General features: G+C 55.0%; 20 protein-coding genes and 2 pseudogenes. 11 read left to right on the top strand and 11 right to left on the bottom strand.

Going from position 1 to position 18,863, the window contains the following annotated elements; translation table 11 throughout:
- Positions 1 to 12: 12 nt before the first annotated feature.
- The 3 genes from WNY61_RS16350 to WNY61_RS16340 are packed head-to-tail and all read right to left on the bottom strand — an operon-like array spanning position 13 to position 1,894.
- Complete coding sequence (locus WNY61_RS16350; protein WP_342852513.1) at positions 13 to 561, bottom strand: carboxymuconolactone decarboxylase family protein; 549 nt, start codon at positions 559 to 561, stop codon at positions 13 to 15.
- A gap of 34 nt (positions 562 to 595) precedes the next feature.
- Positions 596 to 1,363 carry an alpha/beta fold hydrolase gene (locus tag WNY61_RS16345; protein WP_342852533.1) on the bottom strand — a complete coding sequence of 256 codons (768 nt, stop codon included), beginning with the start codon at positions 1,361 to 1,363 and terminating at the stop codon, positions 596 to 598.
- 24 nt (positions 1,364 to 1,387) lie between these two features.
- Positions 1,388 to 1,894 (bottom strand): flavin reductase family protein, encoded by a 507-nt coding sequence (locus tag WNY61_RS16340; protein ID WP_342852512.1) that lies wholly within the window; start codon positions 1,892 to 1,894, stop codon positions 1,388 to 1,390.
- Positions 1,895 to 1,930: 36 nt separating this feature from the next.
- Between WNY61_RS16340 and WNY61_RS16335 the strand changes: the two genes are divergently transcribed.
- Complete coding sequence (locus tag WNY61_RS16335) at positions 1,931 to 2,890, top strand: LysR substrate-binding domain-containing protein (protein WP_342852511.1); 960 nt, start codon at positions 1,931 to 1,933, stop codon at positions 2,888 to 2,890.
- Between the two features lie 20 nt (positions 2,891 to 2,910).
- Here the strand turns inward: WNY61_RS16335 and WNY61_RS16330 are convergent, their stop codons facing one another.
- Complete coding sequence (locus WNY61_RS16330) at positions 2,911 to 4,032, bottom strand: LLM class flavin-dependent oxidoreductase (protein WP_342852510.1); 1,122 nt, start codon at positions 4,030 to 4,032, stop codon at positions 2,911 to 2,913.
- 430 nt (positions 4,033 to 4,462) lie between these two features.
- The gene (locus WNY61_RS16325) at positions 4,463 to 5,224 is read right to left on the bottom strand and encodes an IclR family transcriptional regulator C-terminal domain-containing protein (RefSeq protein ID WP_342852509.1); all 762 of its coding nucleotides are present in this window, start codon (positions 5,222 to 5,224) and stop codon (positions 4,463 to 4,465) included.
- A 105-nt stretch (positions 5,225 to 5,329) separates the two neighbouring features.
- Between WNY61_RS16325 and WNY61_RS16320 the strand changes: the two genes are divergently transcribed.
- The 3 genes from WNY61_RS16320 to pcaF are packed head-to-tail and all read left to right on the top strand — an operon-like array spanning position 5,330 to position 7,940.
- Positions 5,330 to 6,049, top strand: a complete 720-nt coding sequence (locus WNY61_RS16320) for a 3-oxoacid CoA-transferase subunit A (RefSeq protein ID WP_237273759.1) — start codon at positions 5,330 to 5,332, stop codon at positions 6,047 to 6,049.
- Positions 6,049 to 6,744: a 3-oxoacid CoA-transferase subunit B gene (locus tag WNY61_RS16315; RefSeq protein WP_342852508.1), complete on the top strand. Its 696-nt coding sequence runs from the start codon at positions 6,049 to 6,051 to the stop codon at positions 6,742 to 6,744. Before WNY61_RS16320 ends, WNY61_RS16315 begins: the two co-directional genes overlap by 1 nt.
- Complete coding sequence (gene pcaF, locus WNY61_RS16310) at positions 6,741 to 7,940, top strand: 3-oxoadipyl-CoA thiolase (RefSeq protein ID WP_342852507.1); 1,200 nt, start codon at positions 6,741 to 6,743, stop codon at positions 7,938 to 7,940. The genes WNY61_RS16315 and pcaF overlap by 4 nt, the downstream gene beginning before the upstream one ends.
- On the opposite strand, the gene WNY61_RS16305 is transcribed toward pcaF, so the two are convergent.
- The gene (locus WNY61_RS16305) at positions 7,941 to 8,864 is read right to left on the bottom strand and encodes a LysR substrate-binding domain-containing protein (RefSeq protein ID WP_342852506.1); all 924 of its coding nucleotides are present in this window, start codon (positions 8,862 to 8,864) and stop codon (positions 7,941 to 7,943) included.
- A 78-nt stretch (positions 8,865 to 8,942) separates the two neighbouring features.
- Between WNY61_RS16305 and pcaD the strand changes: the two genes are divergently transcribed.
- The 7 genes and pseudogenes from pcaD to WNY61_RS16270 form a co-directional block, all read left to right on the top strand.
- Positions 8,943 to 9,725 (top strand): 3-oxoadipate enol-lactonase, encoded by a 783-nt coding sequence (gene pcaD / locus WNY61_RS16300; protein WP_342852505.1) that lies wholly within the window; start codon positions 8,943 to 8,945, stop codon positions 9,723 to 9,725.
- A complete protein-coding gene (gene pcaC, locus WNY61_RS16295) occupies positions 9,722 to 10,108 on the top strand; it encodes a 4-carboxymuconolactone decarboxylase (RefSeq protein ID WP_342852504.1) in 387 nt (128 codons plus the stop codon). Before pcaD ends, pcaC begins: the two co-directional genes overlap by 4 nt.
- Positions 10,102 to 10,845 carry a protocatechuate 3,4-dioxygenase subunit beta gene (pcaH, locus tag WNY61_RS16290; protein WP_342852503.1) on the top strand — a complete coding sequence of 248 codons (744 nt, stop codon included), beginning with the start codon at positions 10,102 to 10,104 and terminating at the stop codon, positions 10,843 to 10,845. The genes pcaC and pcaH overlap by 7 nt, the downstream gene beginning before the upstream one ends.
- Before the next feature lies 1 nt (position 10,846).
- A complete protein-coding gene (pcaG, locus tag WNY61_RS16285) occupies positions 10,847 to 11,446 on the top strand; it encodes a protocatechuate 3,4-dioxygenase subunit alpha (protein ID WP_342852502.1) in 600 nt (199 codons plus the stop codon).
- A gap of 54 nt (positions 11,447 to 11,500) precedes the next feature.
- Entirely contained in the window at positions 11,501 to 12,562 is a 1,062-nt protein-coding gene (locus WNY61_RS16280; protein ID WP_342852501.1) for a 3-carboxy-cis,cis-muconate cycloisomerase, read from the top strand.
- 106 nt (positions 12,563 to 12,668) lie between these two features.
- Positions 12,669 to 13,424 (top strand): annotated as a pseudogene (locus WNY61_RS16275) (IS6 family transposase).
- Between the two features lie 16 nt (positions 13,425 to 13,440).
- Positions 13,441 to 13,527 (top strand): annotated as a pseudogene (locus WNY61_RS16270) (IS5/IS1182 family transposase); the annotation flags it as partial.
- A gap of 9 nt (positions 13,528 to 13,536) precedes the next feature.
- Here the strand turns inward: WNY61_RS16270 and WNY61_RS16265 are convergent.
- Genes WNY61_RS16265 through WNY61_RS16245 form a run of 5 tightly spaced genes read right to left on the bottom strand, consistent with a single transcriptional unit; the run spans position 13,537 to position 18,817 of the window.
- On the bottom strand, positions 13,537 to 14,709 hold the full coding sequence (locus tag WNY61_RS16265; RefSeq protein WP_342852500.1) for an alpha-hydroxy acid oxidase: 1,173 nt from the start codon (positions 14,707 to 14,709) through the stop codon (positions 13,537 to 13,539).
- Positions 14,706 to 15,836 carry a mandelate racemase/muconate lactonizing enzyme family protein gene (locus tag WNY61_RS16260; protein WP_342852499.1) on the bottom strand — a complete coding sequence of 377 codons (1,131 nt, stop codon included), beginning with the start codon at positions 15,834 to 15,836 and terminating at the stop codon, positions 14,706 to 14,708. The genes WNY61_RS16265 and WNY61_RS16260 overlap by 4 nt, the downstream gene beginning before the upstream one ends.
- Positions 15,837 to 15,840: 4 nt before the next feature.
- Positions 15,841 to 17,328, bottom strand: coding sequence for a tripartite tricarboxylate transporter permease (locus WNY61_RS16255; protein WP_342852498.1), 1,488 nt, complete (start codon positions 17,326 to 17,328; stop codon positions 15,841 to 15,843).
- A gap of 7 nt (positions 17,329 to 17,335) precedes the next feature.
- Entirely contained in the window at positions 17,336 to 17,794 is a 459-nt protein-coding gene (locus tag WNY61_RS16250; protein ID WP_342852497.1) for a tripartite tricarboxylate transporter TctB family protein, read from the bottom strand.
- Positions 17,795 to 17,854: 60 nt separating this feature from the next.
- On the bottom strand, positions 17,855 to 18,817 hold the full coding sequence (locus WNY61_RS16245) for a tripartite tricarboxylate transporter substrate binding protein (protein ID WP_342852496.1): 963 nt from the start codon (positions 18,815 to 18,817) through the stop codon (positions 17,855 to 17,857).
- Positions 18,818 to 18,863 lie beyond the last annotated feature (46 nt).

Genomic DNA, 18,863 nt, shown 5'->3' with positions numbered 1-18,863 from the left:
TGATGCAATGGTTTACCACGGCAGTAAGGCATCAGTTGGGGTGTCAACCTCGAACGCGTTCAGCGTCATGGCAATTGCAGAATAATATCCAACAAGAGCCACCAGGTCGACGATGCCGACCTCGCCCAACAAGACTTTGGCGTCAGCGTAGGTGGCATCCTGAACAGCATGTTCGTAGAGTAATTCCCAAACGAATACGTAGACCTTTGCGTCCAAGTTCTCTTCAAAAACCGGAGACTCGCGGCGGCCAATTGACGCAATGACTGCATCGGACAGCCCTTGTTTGCGGGCAAGGGGGGCGTGCGCATACCATTCGTAGTTTGCGTGCCATAGTGCTGCGATCGTTAGGATCGCCAATTCTCTCTGTCGTTCTGGGACGCTGCATTCATACCGGACAAAAGCTCCTAGCTGGTCCATCGGCGCGGCGACACCTGGACTGTGAAGCAACACGGTATGCGGTCCGCGTACGCCGCCGCGCGCACCACTCGCGATGCTGGAATATACTGTCTGCTGCGGGCCGCTGAGGCCCTCGTCACTGGTAATCAAACGAATGCGTGCCATTGGTTTTTCCCTTTTATCAACGTAGACGTTCCGATTAGGTTTTTACCGACAGAAAGTCTGAAATGATTGTGCTTGCCATTGCAGGCTGTTCGACGACTGAAATATGCCCAGCTCGGTCGATTTCCTCAAACCTTGCGCCCGGCGTCAACCGCTGCATCTCGCGCATTTCAGGGGGTGGTGCGCCAGCATCTTGGTCACCAACTAAGTACAAAACCGGCACCGCCAATCCATTCAGTCGACGCTTATAGTCCAGTTCTTTTAGCGCTCGGGCGCAACCGACATACCCGTCAATAGTCGTGCTCTCGACCAACCCGCGCATTGCTGCGACAGACGCAGGATCCTTCTTAAATGCGTCAGTAAACCAACGATCAACAGTCGGCCCAGAGATCGCCGCCATGCCGCCAGCACGAACCGCAGAAATTCGCGTCTTCCATGCTTCGCGGTAAGCCTCGGGCGCATCGGCCCGGGCGTCGCAAACCACGAGTCGGCGCAGCCTCTCGCTATGCTCAAGACCAAGGCCCATCCCGATCATGCCCCCCATCGATAATCCGACGAAATCGGCGCGGGCAATCGACAGGTGATCCATTAGCGCAATCACGTCGCCCACTAGGTCCGCCAGCGTGTAGCAGTCGCCATTTGGGGGTGTCGCGCCATGGCCACGGGTATCGTAACGGATGACACGGAATTGAGTCTCTAGTTGCGGGACAATCGCGTCCCACATTGATAGATCTGTCGCCAGACCGTGCGATAAGATGACGGGTTGTCCTTCTGGCTGCCCGCTGACTTTGTAATGTGGGATCACGCGCAAACTTCCTCCTTGAACCAATCAGGCGACACCATTTGACAATCTCCCTTCATGGAAAATCAACGGCTGCCCTGGGAAGTCCACACACTCGGTGACTTCACCAATTACGATCTCATGATCCCCGCCAGAATGAACCGCATGCAGTTGGCATGAGATGTGCGCAATACAGCCGTCCAGCAGCGGCGCCCCATCAGCAGAAAATTGGGGCTGTATCCCTTGGAACCGCCGAGCGGCTTCACCCACAAAGCGATTACACAAATCTTCTTGCCCAGCTTGCAACACGTTCACTGCGAAGTGCCCACTTTTGCGGATTGCTGTTCCTGTAGCACTGCCACGCTTTGGGCAAATCAGTAGAAGACACGGTGTCAATGAAACAGAAGTCAGTGAATTGACCGTCATCCCGTATAGCACGCCCTCACCGGCGGCAGTAATGACGGCAACACCGGTGGCGAACTTGCTCATTGAGCGGCGGAATTCGTTTGGATTGACGCTGGTTACGTGCGTTTTTTCATTTAGAAATTGTGGCATGCGCGCCTCCGAGGGACGTTGAAACCTGTGTTGACGATGACGCTAACCAATATTTATTCTTGCTTCGATGGCCTAAATGAGAAATTTAGTACTTACTTTTTTTCCGAAGTGAGGGCGGCGATGAATAAGTTTATGGCCATTAAGATCTTTGTGCGCGTAGCCGAAGAAGGTGGGTTCACCGCCGCGTCTTCCAAATTGGGGATCTCAGTATCTGCGGTGACAAAGGCGATATCACGGCTAGAAGACGAATTGGACGCGCAGTTATTCACTCGGACGACGCGGCAGATTCGCATCACTGATTACGCTCAAAGTTTCTATGAACGATGTGTAGGTATTTTGGCAGATTTGGAAGACGCGGAGTCAGAACTCCGTCAGGGAACTGGTGCGGCACGGGGCCGGGTGCGAGTGGTTCTACCATTCTCGTTCGGGCGCGTCACCGTACTACCAGAGTTGCCGCGTTTTCACGAGCTTCACCCCCAAATCACACTCGAGATCGATTTCAGCGATGAAAGCGTAGATATGATCGCAAAGGGGTATGATGTAGCGGTGCGAACGGGGACGATCAGTGATTCACGCCTCAGTATGCGCGTGCTCACACGCAATGAGCAGGTGACTGTCGCATCGCCAGGCTATCTGAAGCGGCGAGGAACACCCCAAGTACCTGAAGATCTTGTACGGCACGATTGCATTGTCGGACGGTTCGGATCGCAATGGACATTCTTCAATGATGACCGGGTGCCAAATGTGATCCCGGTGTCTGGTCCGGTTATTATCAACAGCGGAGACGCTCTGCGTGAAGCTGCAGTGGCGGGGCTAGGACTTGCACAGGGCACTTGGTGGCTGTTTCGCAAGGATATCGAGGCAGGGCGCGTGATACCGGTGCTGCAACCATACGCAGCACCGGGAATGCCTGTATCCATTCTTTATTCAGCGAACAGACACACGCCCCGTAAGGTCAGGGCATTTATTGACTTCCTTATTGAAATCAGCAAGTAACTCTTTTCCCCTCTGTTGTCTTAGCCCATGGCTAGATGCGGCTGCTCAGCTGCAATCACCGCATTGACGCGAGGCATTACCTCGTGCGCCATGAGTTCCATCGAGCGTTTCGACAGCGCCGGATCGGCCCAATCCATTCCAGCATATACGATTTCACCGAAATCGCCGATTTCCTCGCGCAGCGCCAAAATTTGGTCAACGACCGAATTGACCGTCCCGCAAATCATCAGGTTGTCCATGATGTAATCGTAGGTGATTTCCTCGTCAGACTGGTTCTTATCGTTTTTCAATACGAAAAGTCGCTTACTGCGGTGTAGCTTTTTACTGATTTGCTCGTAATAGAAACGATACGGGCTATTAGCAGAATCGCGGCCATAGGCGTGCGCCGTGGCCTCGTCATCAGCAACAAAAATGGTGCGTGCGACCCGCCAATCTGCAGGGTCAGCCACCTCGCCGACCTCTTTCTTACCCTCAACGTAGTTTGGCCAATGCGTCTTCACCCATTTTGGCAAAAGAAAATTGGCAGACAGTGGGTGAAAATCACGTTTCCCCATTTGGATGACACCCTTGGAAAAAGGCGCTAAAACCGTACCGACTATTTCTGGGCGGGGAGTCTGCATCGGTTTCGGCAGGTGGCCTACGCCGATATCGAGGTCATAGGTGCGGCGCGTCGATACCTTGAAGCGGTTGTCAGGCAGATCGATATCGTATGGGGCATCTCCCCCCCAAATTTTTAGGATCACATCGATCGATTCCTGGAAGATTTTGTTGCGATCTTCATCAAGAATTCCAAGCGCTTCAGCATCCGTGCTCAGGGCCCCGGCGCTTACTCCCAAAATTAGCCTTCCGCCTGACATATGATCCAGCATTGCAGCGTTGGCGGCTACGAGCACGGGGTGCCACTGGGACAGATTAGAAGTTCCGGTTGCCAGCTTGATCGATTTAGTCTCGCCAACTAGAGAGCTTAGAAACATCATGCTGCTAGTGATGTTTTCATGCACATCGGTCAGATGCTCGCCGATAAAAGCGTCATGAAAGCCCAACTTATCAGCGAGTATGACGGTTTCACGGTCCTCGCGAAGGGTCTCTTCCCAGACCCTGTGCGCAGGGTGCATGGGCATGGTGAAGTATCCAAGCTTCATAGTTGTCTCCTTTTGAACCCCCCTTAGATAGTCGTTGGAGCTTTCGCAGAAAATTTCCTAAGTCTGAAATTCAGAGTTTCCTTTTTATCCGAAGATATGAGTGGTCACTTCAAGCAGTGCCTGTGGTACTTGCTAAACCAGATGTCGCGGATTGGCTGGATTTTGATAGCCCGCTATTGGGCCTGCCAAGCTCAGTAAGCGGCAGGATAAGGCTATCTAAAGCCCTGAGAACGCCGGTGGGTAAGAGGGTATAGGTTGTCGCGCCTGCCGTAAGTACAATCCTAACGAGAATGCACGCATCATGTGCGGATTAGAATGCGGGCCTGATCTAATGTCGCTTTTACAATTAGAGCGATGGTAAAAAGTCTTGCCGGTTCCGGCGCGGAACGGAGTTCCCCCCTGGCAGCGTCAAAAACTCTTGGTATAGAGGCTACCCAAGAATACGGGCAATCCCCGTCTGCACCTTCAACAGCGCGGGCAGGTAACTTTCGACTACTTCCGCCGGGTCCGGCTGCGTTGCTGCCATCCCGGTGTTCAGGGCTGCAACCACGGCACCCTTGCTGTTGAGCACCGGCACCGCGAGCGAGCGCAGGCTGATCTCAACCTCCTGATCGACCATTGCATAGCCGCGCGTCCGCGCCGTTTGTACCTGCGCCATGATGTCCTCTGGGTCCGTCAGACTGAACCGGGTACGAGGGGACAGATCGGACGCCTCAATGACGCGGCGCGCTTCCGCATCTGGCATCGCGGCCAACAGCACCCGCCCCATGGAGGTGCTATGTGCCGGCAGGCGTGATCCGGGCATCAGGCCAATCGACATGACCCGCCGCTGCGACGCGCGGGCGAGATAGACAATCTCGGTCTCGTCAAGAATGGCGACGGAGCAGCTTTGGCTGATTTGTTCGGTCAGTTGATCCAGCCACGGCTGCACGACCTGCGGCAGTTGCAAGCCACCAATGGCCCCGGTGCCAAGGCGCAGGCAGCGATGCGTCAGCGTAAAGAACTTCCCGTCATAGGCAGCGTAGCCTTCGGCATGGAGCGTCAACAGGCACCTGCGCGAGGTGGCACGGTCAAGCCCGGTCAGCGCCGCGACCTCGCTGATCGACAGCTTGGGGCGCTGTGCGTCGAAACATTCGATCACCCGAAGCCCCTTGGCGAGAGAGGAAAGTGTGCTGCTGGATTTGTTCGCCATACGCACATAAAATTACGAATAGTGAACAAATGTCAATATACGCACAAATTTCTGGGTCTGCATACGCCTGACCGCTAGACCCTCGGCAACCTGAGGAGACCAGCAATGGACAAAGCACTTCCTGCCGTGGCCGAGGCCGTGGCCGATATCCCGGATGGGGCGACGGTGATGATCGGAGGGTTTGGCGGCTCTGGCGCGCCGATCGAACTGATCCACGCCCTTATCGACCGCTTCCGCGCCACCGGCAGCCCGACGGCCATCACTGTCATCAACAACAACGCGGGCAACGGCTATTGCGGCATCGCGGCGATGATCAAAGCTGGCATGGTCCGCAAGATGATCTGCTCTTTCCCGCGCAGCTCCAACGCCGAAGCCTTCAATGAAAAGTACCTCGCAGGCGAGATCGAGTTGGACCTCGTCCCCCAGGGGACATTGGCCGAGCGCATCCGCGCCGCCGGTGCCGGCATCCCCGCCTTCTACACGCCGACCTCCTTCGGCACGGAACTTGCCGAAGGCAAACCGACCGAGGAATTTGATGGCAAGATGTATGTCCGCGAAAGATGGCTGAAGGCGGATTACGCGCTGATCAAGGGTCAGGACGGGGATCGCACCGGCAACCTGACCTACCGCATGGCGGGCCGCAATTTTAACCCGCTGATGGCCATGGCGGCAGCAAAAACCATCGCGCAGGTCAGCGTGCTGGGGGAGCCGGGCAGCATCGACCCGCAGGAGGTCATCACCCCGGGCATCTTCGTCGACGCCATCGTGGAAGTGGCAGAACCTCAACAGGAAGAAGTGCTTGTGCGCACAGGAGTGGTTTACTGATGGCGGAGTTCAACATCATGCAGGACAAGCTTTCGAATGCGCAGATCGCATGGCGCGCGGCGCAGGACATCGAAGACGGGTCTTACGTCAACCTCGGCATCGGCTTCCCCGAGATGATTGCCAAGTTCCAGCCCGAAGGCCGCGATGTGACCTATCACACCGAAAACGGGGTTTTGGGTTTCGGTCAGGCCCCGAAAGAGGGCGAAGAGGATTGGGATCTGATCAACGCTGGCAAGAAGCCCATCACACTCAAGCCCGGTGCCGCCTTTTTCCACCATGCCGACAGTTTCGCGATGGTCCGCGGTGGCCATCTCGATCTCGCCGTGCTGGGAGCCTATCAGGTGGCCCAGAATGGCGACCTAGCGAATTGGCGCGTCGGCACTAAAGGCGTGCCTGCTGTGGGCGGCGCGATGGACCTTGTACACGGCGCCAAACGCGTGGCCGTGGTCACCGATCATGTCACCAAGGATGGCGGCCCCAAACTGGTCGAGCGCTGCACCTTCCCGCTCACTGGCTTGGGATGTGTCACCCAAGTCTATACCTCGCTCGCGGTGATCGACATTGAGGACGGCAAACTCATCCTGCGAGAAAAAGTGCCGGGCTTAAGCATGGACGCTCTACAAGCCGTCACCGGAGCCACGCTGCACACCAAAGGCAATGTTGCCGATCTTATCGTACCGGAGGAACTGGCATGATCGACGTCTATATCTGTGACTACATTCGCACCCCCATTGGCCGATATGGCGGGGCGCTGTCCTCTGTCCGGGCCGATGATCTGGGCGCGGTGCCCCTCAAGGCGCTGATTGAACGCAACCCCTCTTTGGACCCTGCGGCGATTGACGAGGTGATTTTCGGCTGCGCCAATCAAGCGGGCGAAGACAACCGCAACGTCGCCCGCATGTCGTTGCTGCTGGCGGGCTACCCCGAGACCGTCCCCGGCACCACAATGAACCGGCTCTGCGGCTCTGGCATGGATGCGGTGATCACGGCCGCGCGGGCGATCAAGGCGGGAGAGGCCGAGGTGATCGTCGCCGGCGGTGTGGAGAGCATGTCACGCGCGCCCTTCGTGATGCCAAAGGCCGAGACCGCCTTCGCTCGGAACAACGAGGTCTTTGACACCACTATCGGCTGGCGTTTCGTCAACAAGATGATGAAGGCACAATACGGCGTCGAGTCAATGCCTGAAACCGCCGAGAACGTGGCCGAGAATTTTAACATAAACCGTGCAGATCAGGATGCCTTCGCCCTGCGGTCCCAGCAAAAAGCGGGTGCCGCCATGGCAAGCGGACGATTGGCGCAAGAGATCGTGCCTGTCTCTATCCCGCAGCGCCGGGGCGATCCCATCCTCGTGTCAGAAGATGAACACGCCCGCCCCTCGACAACCTTGGAGGCGCTGCAAAAGCTCAAACCCTTCGTCAAAGCGGATGGCACGGTGACGGCGGGCAACGCCTCCGGTGTGAATGATGGTGCGGCTGCATTGATCCTCGCTACGAAAGAAGCCGCAGAGAAACATGGGCTGACGCCCATCGCCAAGGTGCTCGGTGGCGCGACTGCCGGGGTCGCACCGCGCATCATGGGCTTTGGTCCCGCGCCTGCGTCCAAGAAGCTGATGGCGCGTCTCGGGCTGAGCCAAGAGAAATTCAGCGTCATCGAACTGAACGAGGCTTTCGCGTCACAAGGTCTCGCCACCTTGCGCGATTTAGGCATCGCAGACGACGATCCACGGGTGAACCCCAACGGTGGGGCAATCAGCCTTGGCCACCCGTTGGGCATGTCAGGAGCTAGGATCACCGGCACGGCCATGCTGGAGCTGAAGCCCGGTGAGAGGTCTCTTTCCACAATGTGCATCGGGGTCGGCCAGGGGATCGCAATTGCGCTCGAAGCTCTGTAATCAGCTTTGTCTCGTCACCGTTAACCGCTGCGCGTGCTGATGCAGCAGCCGTGCAAGGCGATCCGCTGGGCTGTCTGCATCAAAAGTGAACTTTCGTGTCAGACCGATGGCTCCGGTCATATAATCAGAATTCAGCTCGATACTGGTCAAAAGACCGGCGCGCAATTCCCGCTCTACGACGCCACGCGAAATGAACCAGAGCAGATCCGACTGTTCAAGAAGGGTAAGGGCCACGGGCAACGCTACAGTCTCGAACTTCGGTTCCGCCTCGGCGAGGCCGAGGGTCGATAGGTATTGATTAACGTTCTGGCGGATGATCGCGCCTGAGTTAGGCAGGATCAATGGGTAGGTTTCTAAAGCCTTGCGTACCGACCATTCCCGGGCAGGATGATCCGGTCGGCAAACCAGCACGATCGGCTCTTCATAAAGAAATTCAAAGGCTAGACCTGGCATATCTCGGGCCATTGGCATGCGTCCGACCATCAGATCGATCTTGCCCGACCTAAGCATTTTTATGAGGCTGCTATTGGGTCCGGTCACAGTCGTGATCAGTGCATCAGTATACCCCTGAGAAAGCTCGAGCGCCGCTGCCGGGAAAAAACCGCCCGCGACGGTCGGCAAAACTCCGACCTTCACTTGCCCCCCGGCAGCCTCACCCGAGACGCCGCTGACCGCGGCCTCAAGGTTTCGCATTGCCGCTAGTGCGGAGGATTTAAAAGTTTCACCAGCCGCGGTTAGGGCGGTTCGCCTGCCGGCGCGGTCGAAAAGCCTCACGCTTATCAGCGTCTCAAGGTCAGAAATTGTCTTGGATAGAGCTGGTTGTGACACGTTCCGCGCGCGCGCTGCTGCTGAAATGTTGCCGTGCCGAACAACGTCTAAAAACGCTTCGAGATGACGCAATTTAAGGCTAGAAGGTATAGTCATACAGTTATGCTAATTGCACAATTATGTATATTTGCCAAACTTAATTTTATGCCATGTTGAACCTCGAAGGAGGACCTCATGGAAGCTTTGGAATTCGAGTGGGGCAAGATGCACCTGAATGTCCGCAATGGCTCGGGTCCGGCTCTAGTGTTCGTCAATTCTTTGGGCACCGACCTGAGGATGTGGGACGCAGTCATACAGAGATTGTCCGCAACCTGGGTCTGCTTACGAATGGACAAGCGCGGTCATGGATTGTCGGACACTGCACCGGCGTCATACGCCCTGTCAGACCTAGCGACAGATGTGATTGCTGCAATGGATCGCGCCAAGATCACACGGGGGGTGATTGTCGGTTGCTCCGTCGGAGGGCTGATTGCCCAGCAGATTGCCTTGATGGCGCCTGACAGGGTCGTCGCATTAGTCTTGTCCAATACTGCGTCTAAGCTTGGCGCGCCGGAGGCTTGGCGGGATCGAGCGGAGGGCATACGGGAAAACGGGATGGGCCCGATGGCCAATGCTATACTGCCGCGCTGGTTCGGTCCTGAAATGCTTAAGCGTCCCGAAGCGGACCTTTGGCGCAACCTGCTTAGTCGCACCGATGCGCAGGGTTATATCGCCACCTGCGAAGCTATCGCGCAGGCGGATGTGACACCATGTCTGTCCAGGATCCTACAGCCTGCTTTGGTGATAGGCGGCGGTCATGACCAAGCCACACCGCCTGAGACCGTCGAAGCGCTGGCGGAAAACCTGCCCCGCGCTGACTTCGCAATGTTCAAAAACTCGGGCCATCTTCCCGCGATCGAAGAACCCGCGGCCTTTGCTGAAATATTAACCAGATACGTGGAAAGGGTCACACCGTGACAGAGACATACGAGAGGGGGATGAAGGTCCGTCGTGAAGTTTTGGGTGACGCGCACGTCGACCGCGCAGAAGCTGCCAAGTCTGAGATCGATCTACCTTTTCAGTCACTGATCACACAGTCTGCCTGGGGAACGGTTTGGGCATCAGACGGCATTAGCCGCCGTGACCGCTCCATGCTGACAATTGCCCTGCTCGCGGCAACCGGGAATTTTGAAGAAATCCCGATGCATGTGCGCGCAACGGCCAATACAGGCGCGTCAAGGTCGGACGTCACTGAGGCCTTACAGCATGTAGCCATCTACGCTGGCGTTCCCAAGGCGAACCATGCGCTTAAGCTGGTCAAACAAACCTATCAAGAAATGGAGCAGGGTAAGAAATGTTAGAGCGCCACACTCAAAATCACGGCCGCCTGATTCCGCGGGACCGTACAATTCATCCGGTCCCGTGTGATCTGGAATATAAGACAAGCGTGACCCGCTCTCCTAACCTGCCGCTTTTGACGATGGAGAGCAGCCTCTCCGAAGAGACGGGGCCAACCTTCGGTCACAGCCTGCTAGGGGCCTTAGATAACAACCTGATCTTGAACTGGAGCAAGGGTGCTGCCCCCGCCTTGGGCGAACGCATATTGATGCATGGTCGCATCCTTGACGAGAACAACCGTCCCGTACCGAACACTCTGATCGAAATCTGGCAAGCCAACTCGGGTGGGCGTTACCGGCACAAGAAGGACACCTACTTCGCACCACTTGATCCTAACTTCGGGGGGTGCGGGCGTACGATCAGCGACGATAATGGCTATTTCGAGTTCCTGACAATACGTCCGGGTGCCTATCCTTGGCCCAATCGCGGCAATGACTGGCGCCCGATGCACATTCACGCGTCGGTGTTTGGCCACAGCTTTGGCCAACGCCTGATCACCCAGATGTACTTTGAAGGAGACCCTCTGATTGATCATTGCCCGATCGCGGCCACGGTCAAGGATCGCTCGTCACTCGACCGCCTCGTTGCGCCACTTGATTTTGCCAAATCGCGCCCTTTAGATTACCTCGCGTACAAATTCGATATTGTTCTGCGCGGACGCAGGCAAACTCAGTTTGAAAATAAGCCGGAGGGTATGTGAGATGGTCCAGAAACTTGGTTCGCTCTTCGAAACCGCCTCGCAGACGGCCGGTCCCTATGTCCATATCGGCTTAATGCCCACCTACGCTGGCAATGGTGACAGTTTCAAAACCGAAGTCGGCATCGACCCAATCACAGGGAATGTGCAGGGAGAAATCATAGAGATCACCGGCTCTATCTACGACAGCACCGGATGGGCGCTGCGGGACGTGCTGATCGAAAGTTGGCAATGCGACGCAAACGGCATCTTTCCAGGGCAAGCAGGCGCTGATCCGAATTTTACCGGGTTCAGCCGTTTCGCGGCTGATGCTGAGACCGGCGAATTTACCTTACGTACGGTGAAACCGGGCTCATATGTGGGTCTCAGCGGTGTACGAAACGCGCCGCATATTTCTTTGTGGATCGTCTCACGCGGGATCAATATTGGGCTGCATACTCGTATCTACTTTTCGGATTGTGACAACTCCCAAGATCCGCTTCTCAGCCGGATTGAACAAACGCCACGCGTTGACACTTTGATCGCTAATAAGGCGAGCGAGAGCCGATACAGACATGATATTCGGCTCCAAGGCATAGATGAGACTGTTTTTTTAGATGTCTAAACAAGCTATAAATGCGGGGGAGCGCTGTCCGCAAAACCCCCAACGCCAGCCGTCATGACAGTCACTGTTTTCGAAAATCCTTGGCTGAAAGGTCTGTTTTCTGACCCAGAGATGGCCGCTATTCTGTCTCCACAGCGCACCGTGGACCATATGCTCTTCTTCGAGGCGTCATGGTCGCGAGCTTGTGGCAAGGTTGGGCTATTTAACGCCGCGGACGCCGAAGCTGCAGCCCGAGCAATAACCGACGCACAAATTGATCTTGATGATCTGGCCAAGGGAACGGCGCAAGATGGCCTACCAATTCCGAGATTAGTTAAGCAGCTGAAGCTGCTCGCACCAGCGGCGGCGGTCCATCAGGGGGCAACCTCCCAAGACGTTATGGACACTGCGATGGTTTTGTCCATGCGAGAAGCTTCCAATTTGATTGCCGCACGCCTGGATTTAATTTGCACGCTACTCAACGATTTGGAGAACCGTTTTGGAGAGATGCCGCTGATGGGGCGCACCCGAATGCAGGCTGCCACGATGATTACTGTGCGCGACAGGTTGCACACTTGGCGTTCACCGCTGGTCGGGCATATATCCCGGCTGGCCGAGATCCGACCACGTGTTGAGCGCGTTCAGATTGGTGGGGCATCGGGTGATCGGAACTCTCTTGGAGACCGACAAGATAAAGTGGTCGCAGATGTCGCCGCAATGCTTGGTTTAGCACCTACGGCTAAGGCTTGGCATGCGATGCGGGAGGGGATGGCGGAATATGCAGGCTGGTTGTCGCTAGTATCTGGGTCACTTGGAAAGTTCGGGCAAGACCTCGTCCTAATGGCTCAGCAGGGTATTGATGAGGTAGTTTTGTCTGGCACCGGCGGCTCTTCGGCTATGTCGCACAAGAGAAATCCGGTTGCGGCTGAATTGCTCCTCACGTTGGCCCGGTTCAATGCCGTGCAGGTGGGTGCAATGCATCACGCTATGATACACGAACAAGAACGCTCGGGTGCCGCTTGGTCGCTGGAGTGGATGGTGCTGCCTCAAATGTTGATGGCGACAGGCAGGGCTACCGCAACAACCGTCGAAATTTGCAACGGTATCGAGCGAATGGGCAACCCCAGCTCTGCGTAAGCTCATTGGCATCAATCGATGTAAGCGATGGCTGACGTCAGCGCTTATGGGGGGCCTGTTGCGTTAATTGCAGTTCTTAGGGAGATTGTGATTCTTAAGGTCGAACATGCCGCGCAAATCGCCGTTCAAGCATCACCGCTTTCCACGTGAGATCATCCTGTGTGCCGTGCGCTGGTATCTGCGATATCCACTGTCTTACCAGGTTGTTGTCGATCTTCTGGAAGAGCGCGGCATAATAGTCGACCGATCAACCGTGTATCGCTGGGTCCAGAAGTTTGGCCCCGAGCTGACCAAGCGAACGGAAAAGCATCTACGACGGGTCAGCGTCGACTGGCATGTCGATGAGACCTACATCTGTGTCGGCGGCAAGTGGCGCTATCTGTGGAGGGCTGTCGATGCAAACGGTCAGATGATTGACTTCCGCCTGACCGCCCGGCGAGATGCCAAGGCAGCCAGGGCCTTCCTTAACAAAGCGATTGAGCGTGTAAGGCTCCATCGCCTGGTAACTATCGTCACCGATTAAGCCCCGACCTATCGATGTGTCATCCGCGAGATCAATCGGCGGTATGACCCACATTTCGACAGCATCCGGCATATCGACAAGAAGTGGCGCAAAAACCTCATCAAGAGCGATCACAGGGCTATGAAACGGATCCTTGGATACCGTCAGAGCTTTCGATCCTTGCGATCCGCCAAGGCGACCTTAAGCGGACTCGAGACAATACGAACGGTCAAACTCGGTCACATCCATCACAACAACCAAGAGTTGCGGGCGAGATCGCTTTCATTGACAGACTGTTCGACGCCGCCGCTGCATAGCCCTGGCTCCAATGTCGGCATCCGTGCGGTCGTAGGCAACTAACGCAACAGTCCCCTGCAGGCGTGTGGCCACCCGATATGACCGATGCCCGAAGGTCTTCCTTTCGGCGATCGCCCTCGCCGCCCCCGTCATCTACTGGTTATGAATCCTGACCCTAGTGACCCCCAGCTTTTGCCCACTCCCGCAGATTTCGGGAATCATCAATAGAAACAACGCCCATCTGTCGCATCGTTTGAGAAAGTTCCTCTTGCAAAACTTTTGCCACATGGCTGGGCCCTTCCGCTCCGAGCGCCGCCGCGCCATAGAAGAAGGGACGTCCGAGGAAAACAAAATCTGCGCCCAACGTCAGTGCGCGAAATACATCCAAACCACTGCGAACACCGCTATCAAGCATCACCGCCATATCACCCGCAACACTGCGGATTTGGGGCAACATCGAAATCGTTGTTGGCGACGCATCACTCTGGCGACCACCATGGTTTGAAACGATCACCCCGTCAACTCCCACACTGTTGAGATATTTGGCATCATCCGGATGCAATACACCTTTGACGACAAGTTTTCCCGGCCAGCGATCACGAATTTGAGCGAGTTCGTCGGGCAAAATTTGACGACCTACTTGGTCGGTAACAAACTTCATCCGTTCGGCTAGGCTCTGGCCATCCTCCATGTATTTGTGAAACATCTTAAATTCGGCAATACCGTAACGCAAAGTTTGAAGAGACCAATTTGGATTCTGAGCCGCTTGTGCGATGTTTCGGGCCGTAATTTTCGGAACCAATGACAACCCACTTCGCAGCGTACGTTCCCGCCGCGCCGGGCTTGGCACATCAACCGTCACCGTCAACACCTCGACACCAGCCGCAATTGCGCGGTTGATTAGATCAAACCGAATCGATTCAGATTTCGGTGAGTAGAGCTGAAACCACATTTGTCCGTTGGTCTGTTCGGCCATCGTTTCAATGGTTGTGCTGGCAACCGTACTCAGCGAAATCGGAATGTTAAACTCCGCCGCCGCCGCCGCTGTATAATTTTCCGATCTCGGCCAAATCAGCCCACCAAGCCCAACCGGTCCGATGCCAAAAGGAAGGTCATACTTTCGATTGAACAGTGATTTCGAGGTGTCGATTGAGGATATGTCCCGCATATATCTGGGCGTGATTTGGATGTCGTCGAATGCCGATTGGTTTCTGGTCAAAAGTGTTTCGCGCCCGGCACCGTGCTCAAGGTAATCCTGCGCAAATTGCGGTACGCGCCTATGCGCCATTGGAATTAAATCATCGATTGTCGGATATTGCTGCATCAACACACTACGGGTTAGCATCATGAAAGCGCCTTGATGCGTCCCAATCGTTCTTGGTTCAACGTAAAACCAAGTCCCGGGAGCGTCGGTAATGCAAGGCTGCCATCTTTGGCCTCAGGCAAACCGTCAAACAGGCTTTTGCACAACTCAACGGCGATATAGTGCATTTCCACCAAACCACCATTCGCAAGACCAGCATGCAGGTGCATGTTGAAATGCGGCCATGCACCGCCATTGTCTATCCCGACATTAAATGCTTGGGCCATGCCAGCAATCTTGGTGCATTGAGTGTAACCGCCAGTAATGGCAACATTGGGTTGAACGATATCGACAGCCCCTGCGATCATCAGATCACGGAACCGGTACGACAACCCTTCGTTTTGCCCAGCCGCAACAGGAATTGTGGTCCGCTGACGCAAATCCGCAAGCCTACGAACGTCGTTTTGGGTGATTGGTTCTTCGAAAAATTCGATCCGGTACTGTTCAATTTCGCGAGCCAGTTGGATGGCGTGATAGGGATCAAGGTTACAGTTCGCATCGACAAACAATTTGATATTTGGTCCAACTGCTTCGCGAACGCGTGCAACACGCTCCACGTCTTCTTCGATCAGATTATGTAGGGGGCGCGGCTCGTCACGACGCCGCAATCCGCCATCACCAACGGTCATTTTCAGCCCGCGATACCCCTGCTCAACCCAAAGCTTTGCAGCATCCCCGATCACCTCATTGCCAAAGAACCGAAAACCGAATGTTGCATAGACCGGCACAATGCTGCGGGCACCGCCGAGCAATTTCCATACAGGTTGACCAAGGGCTTGGCCTTTGATGTCCCAAAGCGCGATATCCAAGGCCGCAATCGCGTGTAGCGCATAACCGGTTTGACCACGCGGTGCCATCAACCAATAAAGTTTCTCCCAAAGTTTTTCGGTGTTGCAAGGATCTTCACCAACCAACGCTTCGGCAGCGATTTTATTGATTGCCGCGGCCACGACCTCGACCTCGGTAATGGCTGTCAGGCCACAGCCTTTCAGCCCCTCGTCAGTTTCGATTTCGACGACACAGGCTCCCAAATGATTGGTCTGGCGCAAATCGCAGATATCAATTTCAATTGGCACATTCAGGGCATGAGCTACGACTTTGGAAATCTTCATGGTGCTAAGCTCCGATTTTTCGTTTCGCACGCAGTATTTTCACCAGTGGCCAAAACAACGCGATGACAGAGATCGCTATAAATAACAATGGGATAGGTCGGGTGATCAGGGGCATAAAACTCCCGTCGTAAAGTTGCAATCCAGAACGCAGGTTCAGTTCTGCGATCGGGGCCAACACAAAGCCAATCACAAACGGACCATGCGGGATTTTGGTTTTCATCATCAAGAAACCGATTAGCCCAAATGCGAACATCGTCCAGACATCGAACATCCGGTTACTTTGCGAAAAAGCTCCAATCACACAGAAAACAATAATCGCCGGCAGAAGGTATTTCTTGTTCACATACATCAACTTAGAGATGTAGGGCGTTCCGACCAACATAAATGCGAACATGACTATATTGGCAACCAGCGCCGAGGAAATAATACCGTAGGCGACCTCAGGATTTTCTACAAAAAGAAGCGGGCCTGGCGTCAGCCCTTGAATGACCAATGCCCCGAGCAACAGAACATCAACCACGCTGCCGGGAATACCAAGCGTGATCAGCGGCACCAAAGCGCCATTTACTGCGGCGTTGTTCGCGGCCTCTGCTGCAACAATGCCTTCTTCGGACCCGCTTCCAAACTCCTCTGGAGTTTCGGAAAGGCTCAGAGCGGCACTGTAGGAAGCGATGGCCGCAGTTGAGCCGCCGATCCCCGGAAGCACGCCAATCCACGTTCCAATCAACGAAGATCTGATCAAATTCCAACGATGTGCCATGAGATCACGCATGGAAATCCACATGTCACGGGTGCTGCTCTTGGTTTTCTGTACAATTCCATCACGCGCGGTTACGTCGCTAAGAACCTGACTTAGAACAAGCATCCCCAGGATAACGGCGAGCAAACGAAAACCACCATCAAGGTCATGATTACCAAAAGTCAGCCTGACCGAACCTGAGGCTTTGTCTACACCAACGAGACTGACAAGAATGCCAAAGGAGCCTGAAAGCAGGGATTTGCTCAGGCTGCCCCCGCCGATAGCCGAAATTAACAGCAGCGCCAGTAACGCCATGGCAAATATTTCATACGGGCCAAATTGCACCGCCAGCTCTGACAAGGTTGGCGAAAGACCGGCAAGAAATACCCACGAGATCAGGCCGCCACCGAATGACGCGAATATTCCCAGCCCGAGGGCGCGTCCCGGACGGCCTTCTCGGGCCATTGGGTATGCATCGAGCGTGGTCATCATCGCTGCCGGTGTCCCCGGCATTCGCATAAGCGTTGCCGAAATCAAACCGCCACTGGTTGACCCAACATACATCGCTACCAGCATGATAAGCGCGTGGGTTCCGTCCATCAAAAATGTCAGGGGCAGGGCCAGGGCAATAACCATGCCGCCTGTCAGTCCCGGAATTGCACCAACGATGATACCTACCGATACCCCGATGAACAAAAACAGAAATGGCAACGGTGTGAAGATCGCGGCAAATGAAGTGACAAAGTTTTCCATAACTTCCTCAGGGCAAATCTAGAACGAGTATTTCAGTGAAAACATAGGTCAGGCCGAACCCAAGGATCAGCGCAATTGCGGCGGCGACAAGAACTTTACTCCGCTCAAATCGGAACAATCCCGCCGTGAGCACAAACAAAAATGCTGTGGTTGCTATCCGGTAAGGCAGCACTGCAAGATCCATCGCGAGCAGGTAAATGCAAATCAGGCAAACGGTTACCCAAAACCGAGCTCCTAGCGCGTCGCCTAATGTACCTGTAGTAGCCCCTCTGCGCAGGCATCCATAGATCATGTGAAGGGACAGCAACGACAATCCAAACGAAACCGCAAAGGGCACTGCCGCTGGTCCCATTGGTTCTAATGCTGCCCGAGGTAGGCTGAAACTATGCACGCAAAAAGCGATACCGATCAAAAGAAAGACACTCGCGGTAGCAATTTCGAGTCGATCTTGGCCGTTCAGAAACATACTATTCCTCCAGCAATGGGCCAGGGGTGGGCACTCAAACCCACCCCTGACTTGGAGTTGTCAATTGCCCATTGCGGCCTTAACCGCCGGAGCGACCACTTCCAAAGCTTCCAGTTCGGCCTGCAATGCGTCACTGAGTTCTTCGCCGGTCTTGATGACCACCGTGCTACCTGACTTTTCGTGATAGGCTTGCAGTTCTTCGGTTTGCATGACCTTCGCCAACACGTCCCCAAAATAGTCGATGGCTTCCTGCGGCGCCCCGGCCGGAGCATAGAAAACCCGGTTCAAACAGCCGGCAACATCGATGCCAATGTCGCTCGCTGAAGGCATGTCACCGATATCTGTCGGGCGGTCAGCGCCAAGCCAAAGCAAGCTGGTCAGATCATCGCCACCGCGCTTGACCCAGCTCGGCGACATCAATGCAAGGGATGTAAGCCCACCCTTAAGCGAGGCAAAGCGTTTCGCCGAACCGCCGACCTGCACCATGCCGACATCAATGTCAGCTGTTTCCATGATTTGTGCCCAAAGGAAGTGCGAAACACTACCGATCGAATCCGCCACTTTAATGCTACCGGGGGCTTCTTTGGCTTTGGCTACCAAATCATCAAAATTGCTTATGCCGCTCTTTTGACCGGCGGCAACGTAAAGGCAGGACTGTGTCGTCTGACTCACTGGTGTAAAGGCATCAAGGCCAAATTCGATTTTCTCGCTGGCCATCGCGGCAAGCATCGTCGTGTGGATTTGCAAAAACGTATAACCGTCCGCCTTTGCGTCTTTTGCCTGACGTGCACCAATAGTGCCACCTGCACCATCGGCGTTAACGATGACAAGTTTCTGGTCCATCAATTCGTTTTTCTCGATAGCGGCCTGAATGGTGCGAGCCAACGCGTCGCTACCTCCCCCTGCCGCGAACGGAACGATCAGCTTGATTGATTTCTCCGGGTAATCTGCGGAAGCGGGACTTGCGGCCATGAGCACGGTTGTCGCCGCAAATGCGGCAATCATTGATTTGCGAATCTTCATAGTTTCCTCCCAAAAACGACGTGATCAATATTCCTGGAGTACGATA

The sequence above is a fragment of the Sulfitobacter sp. AS92 genome, assembly GCF_038900015.1.
In the GTDB taxonomy this organism is placed as follows: domain Bacteria; phylum Pseudomonadota; class Alphaproteobacteria; order Rhodobacterales; family Rhodobacteraceae; genus Sulfitobacter.
This window is presented reverse-complemented; position numbering and strand designations above follow the sequence as displayed.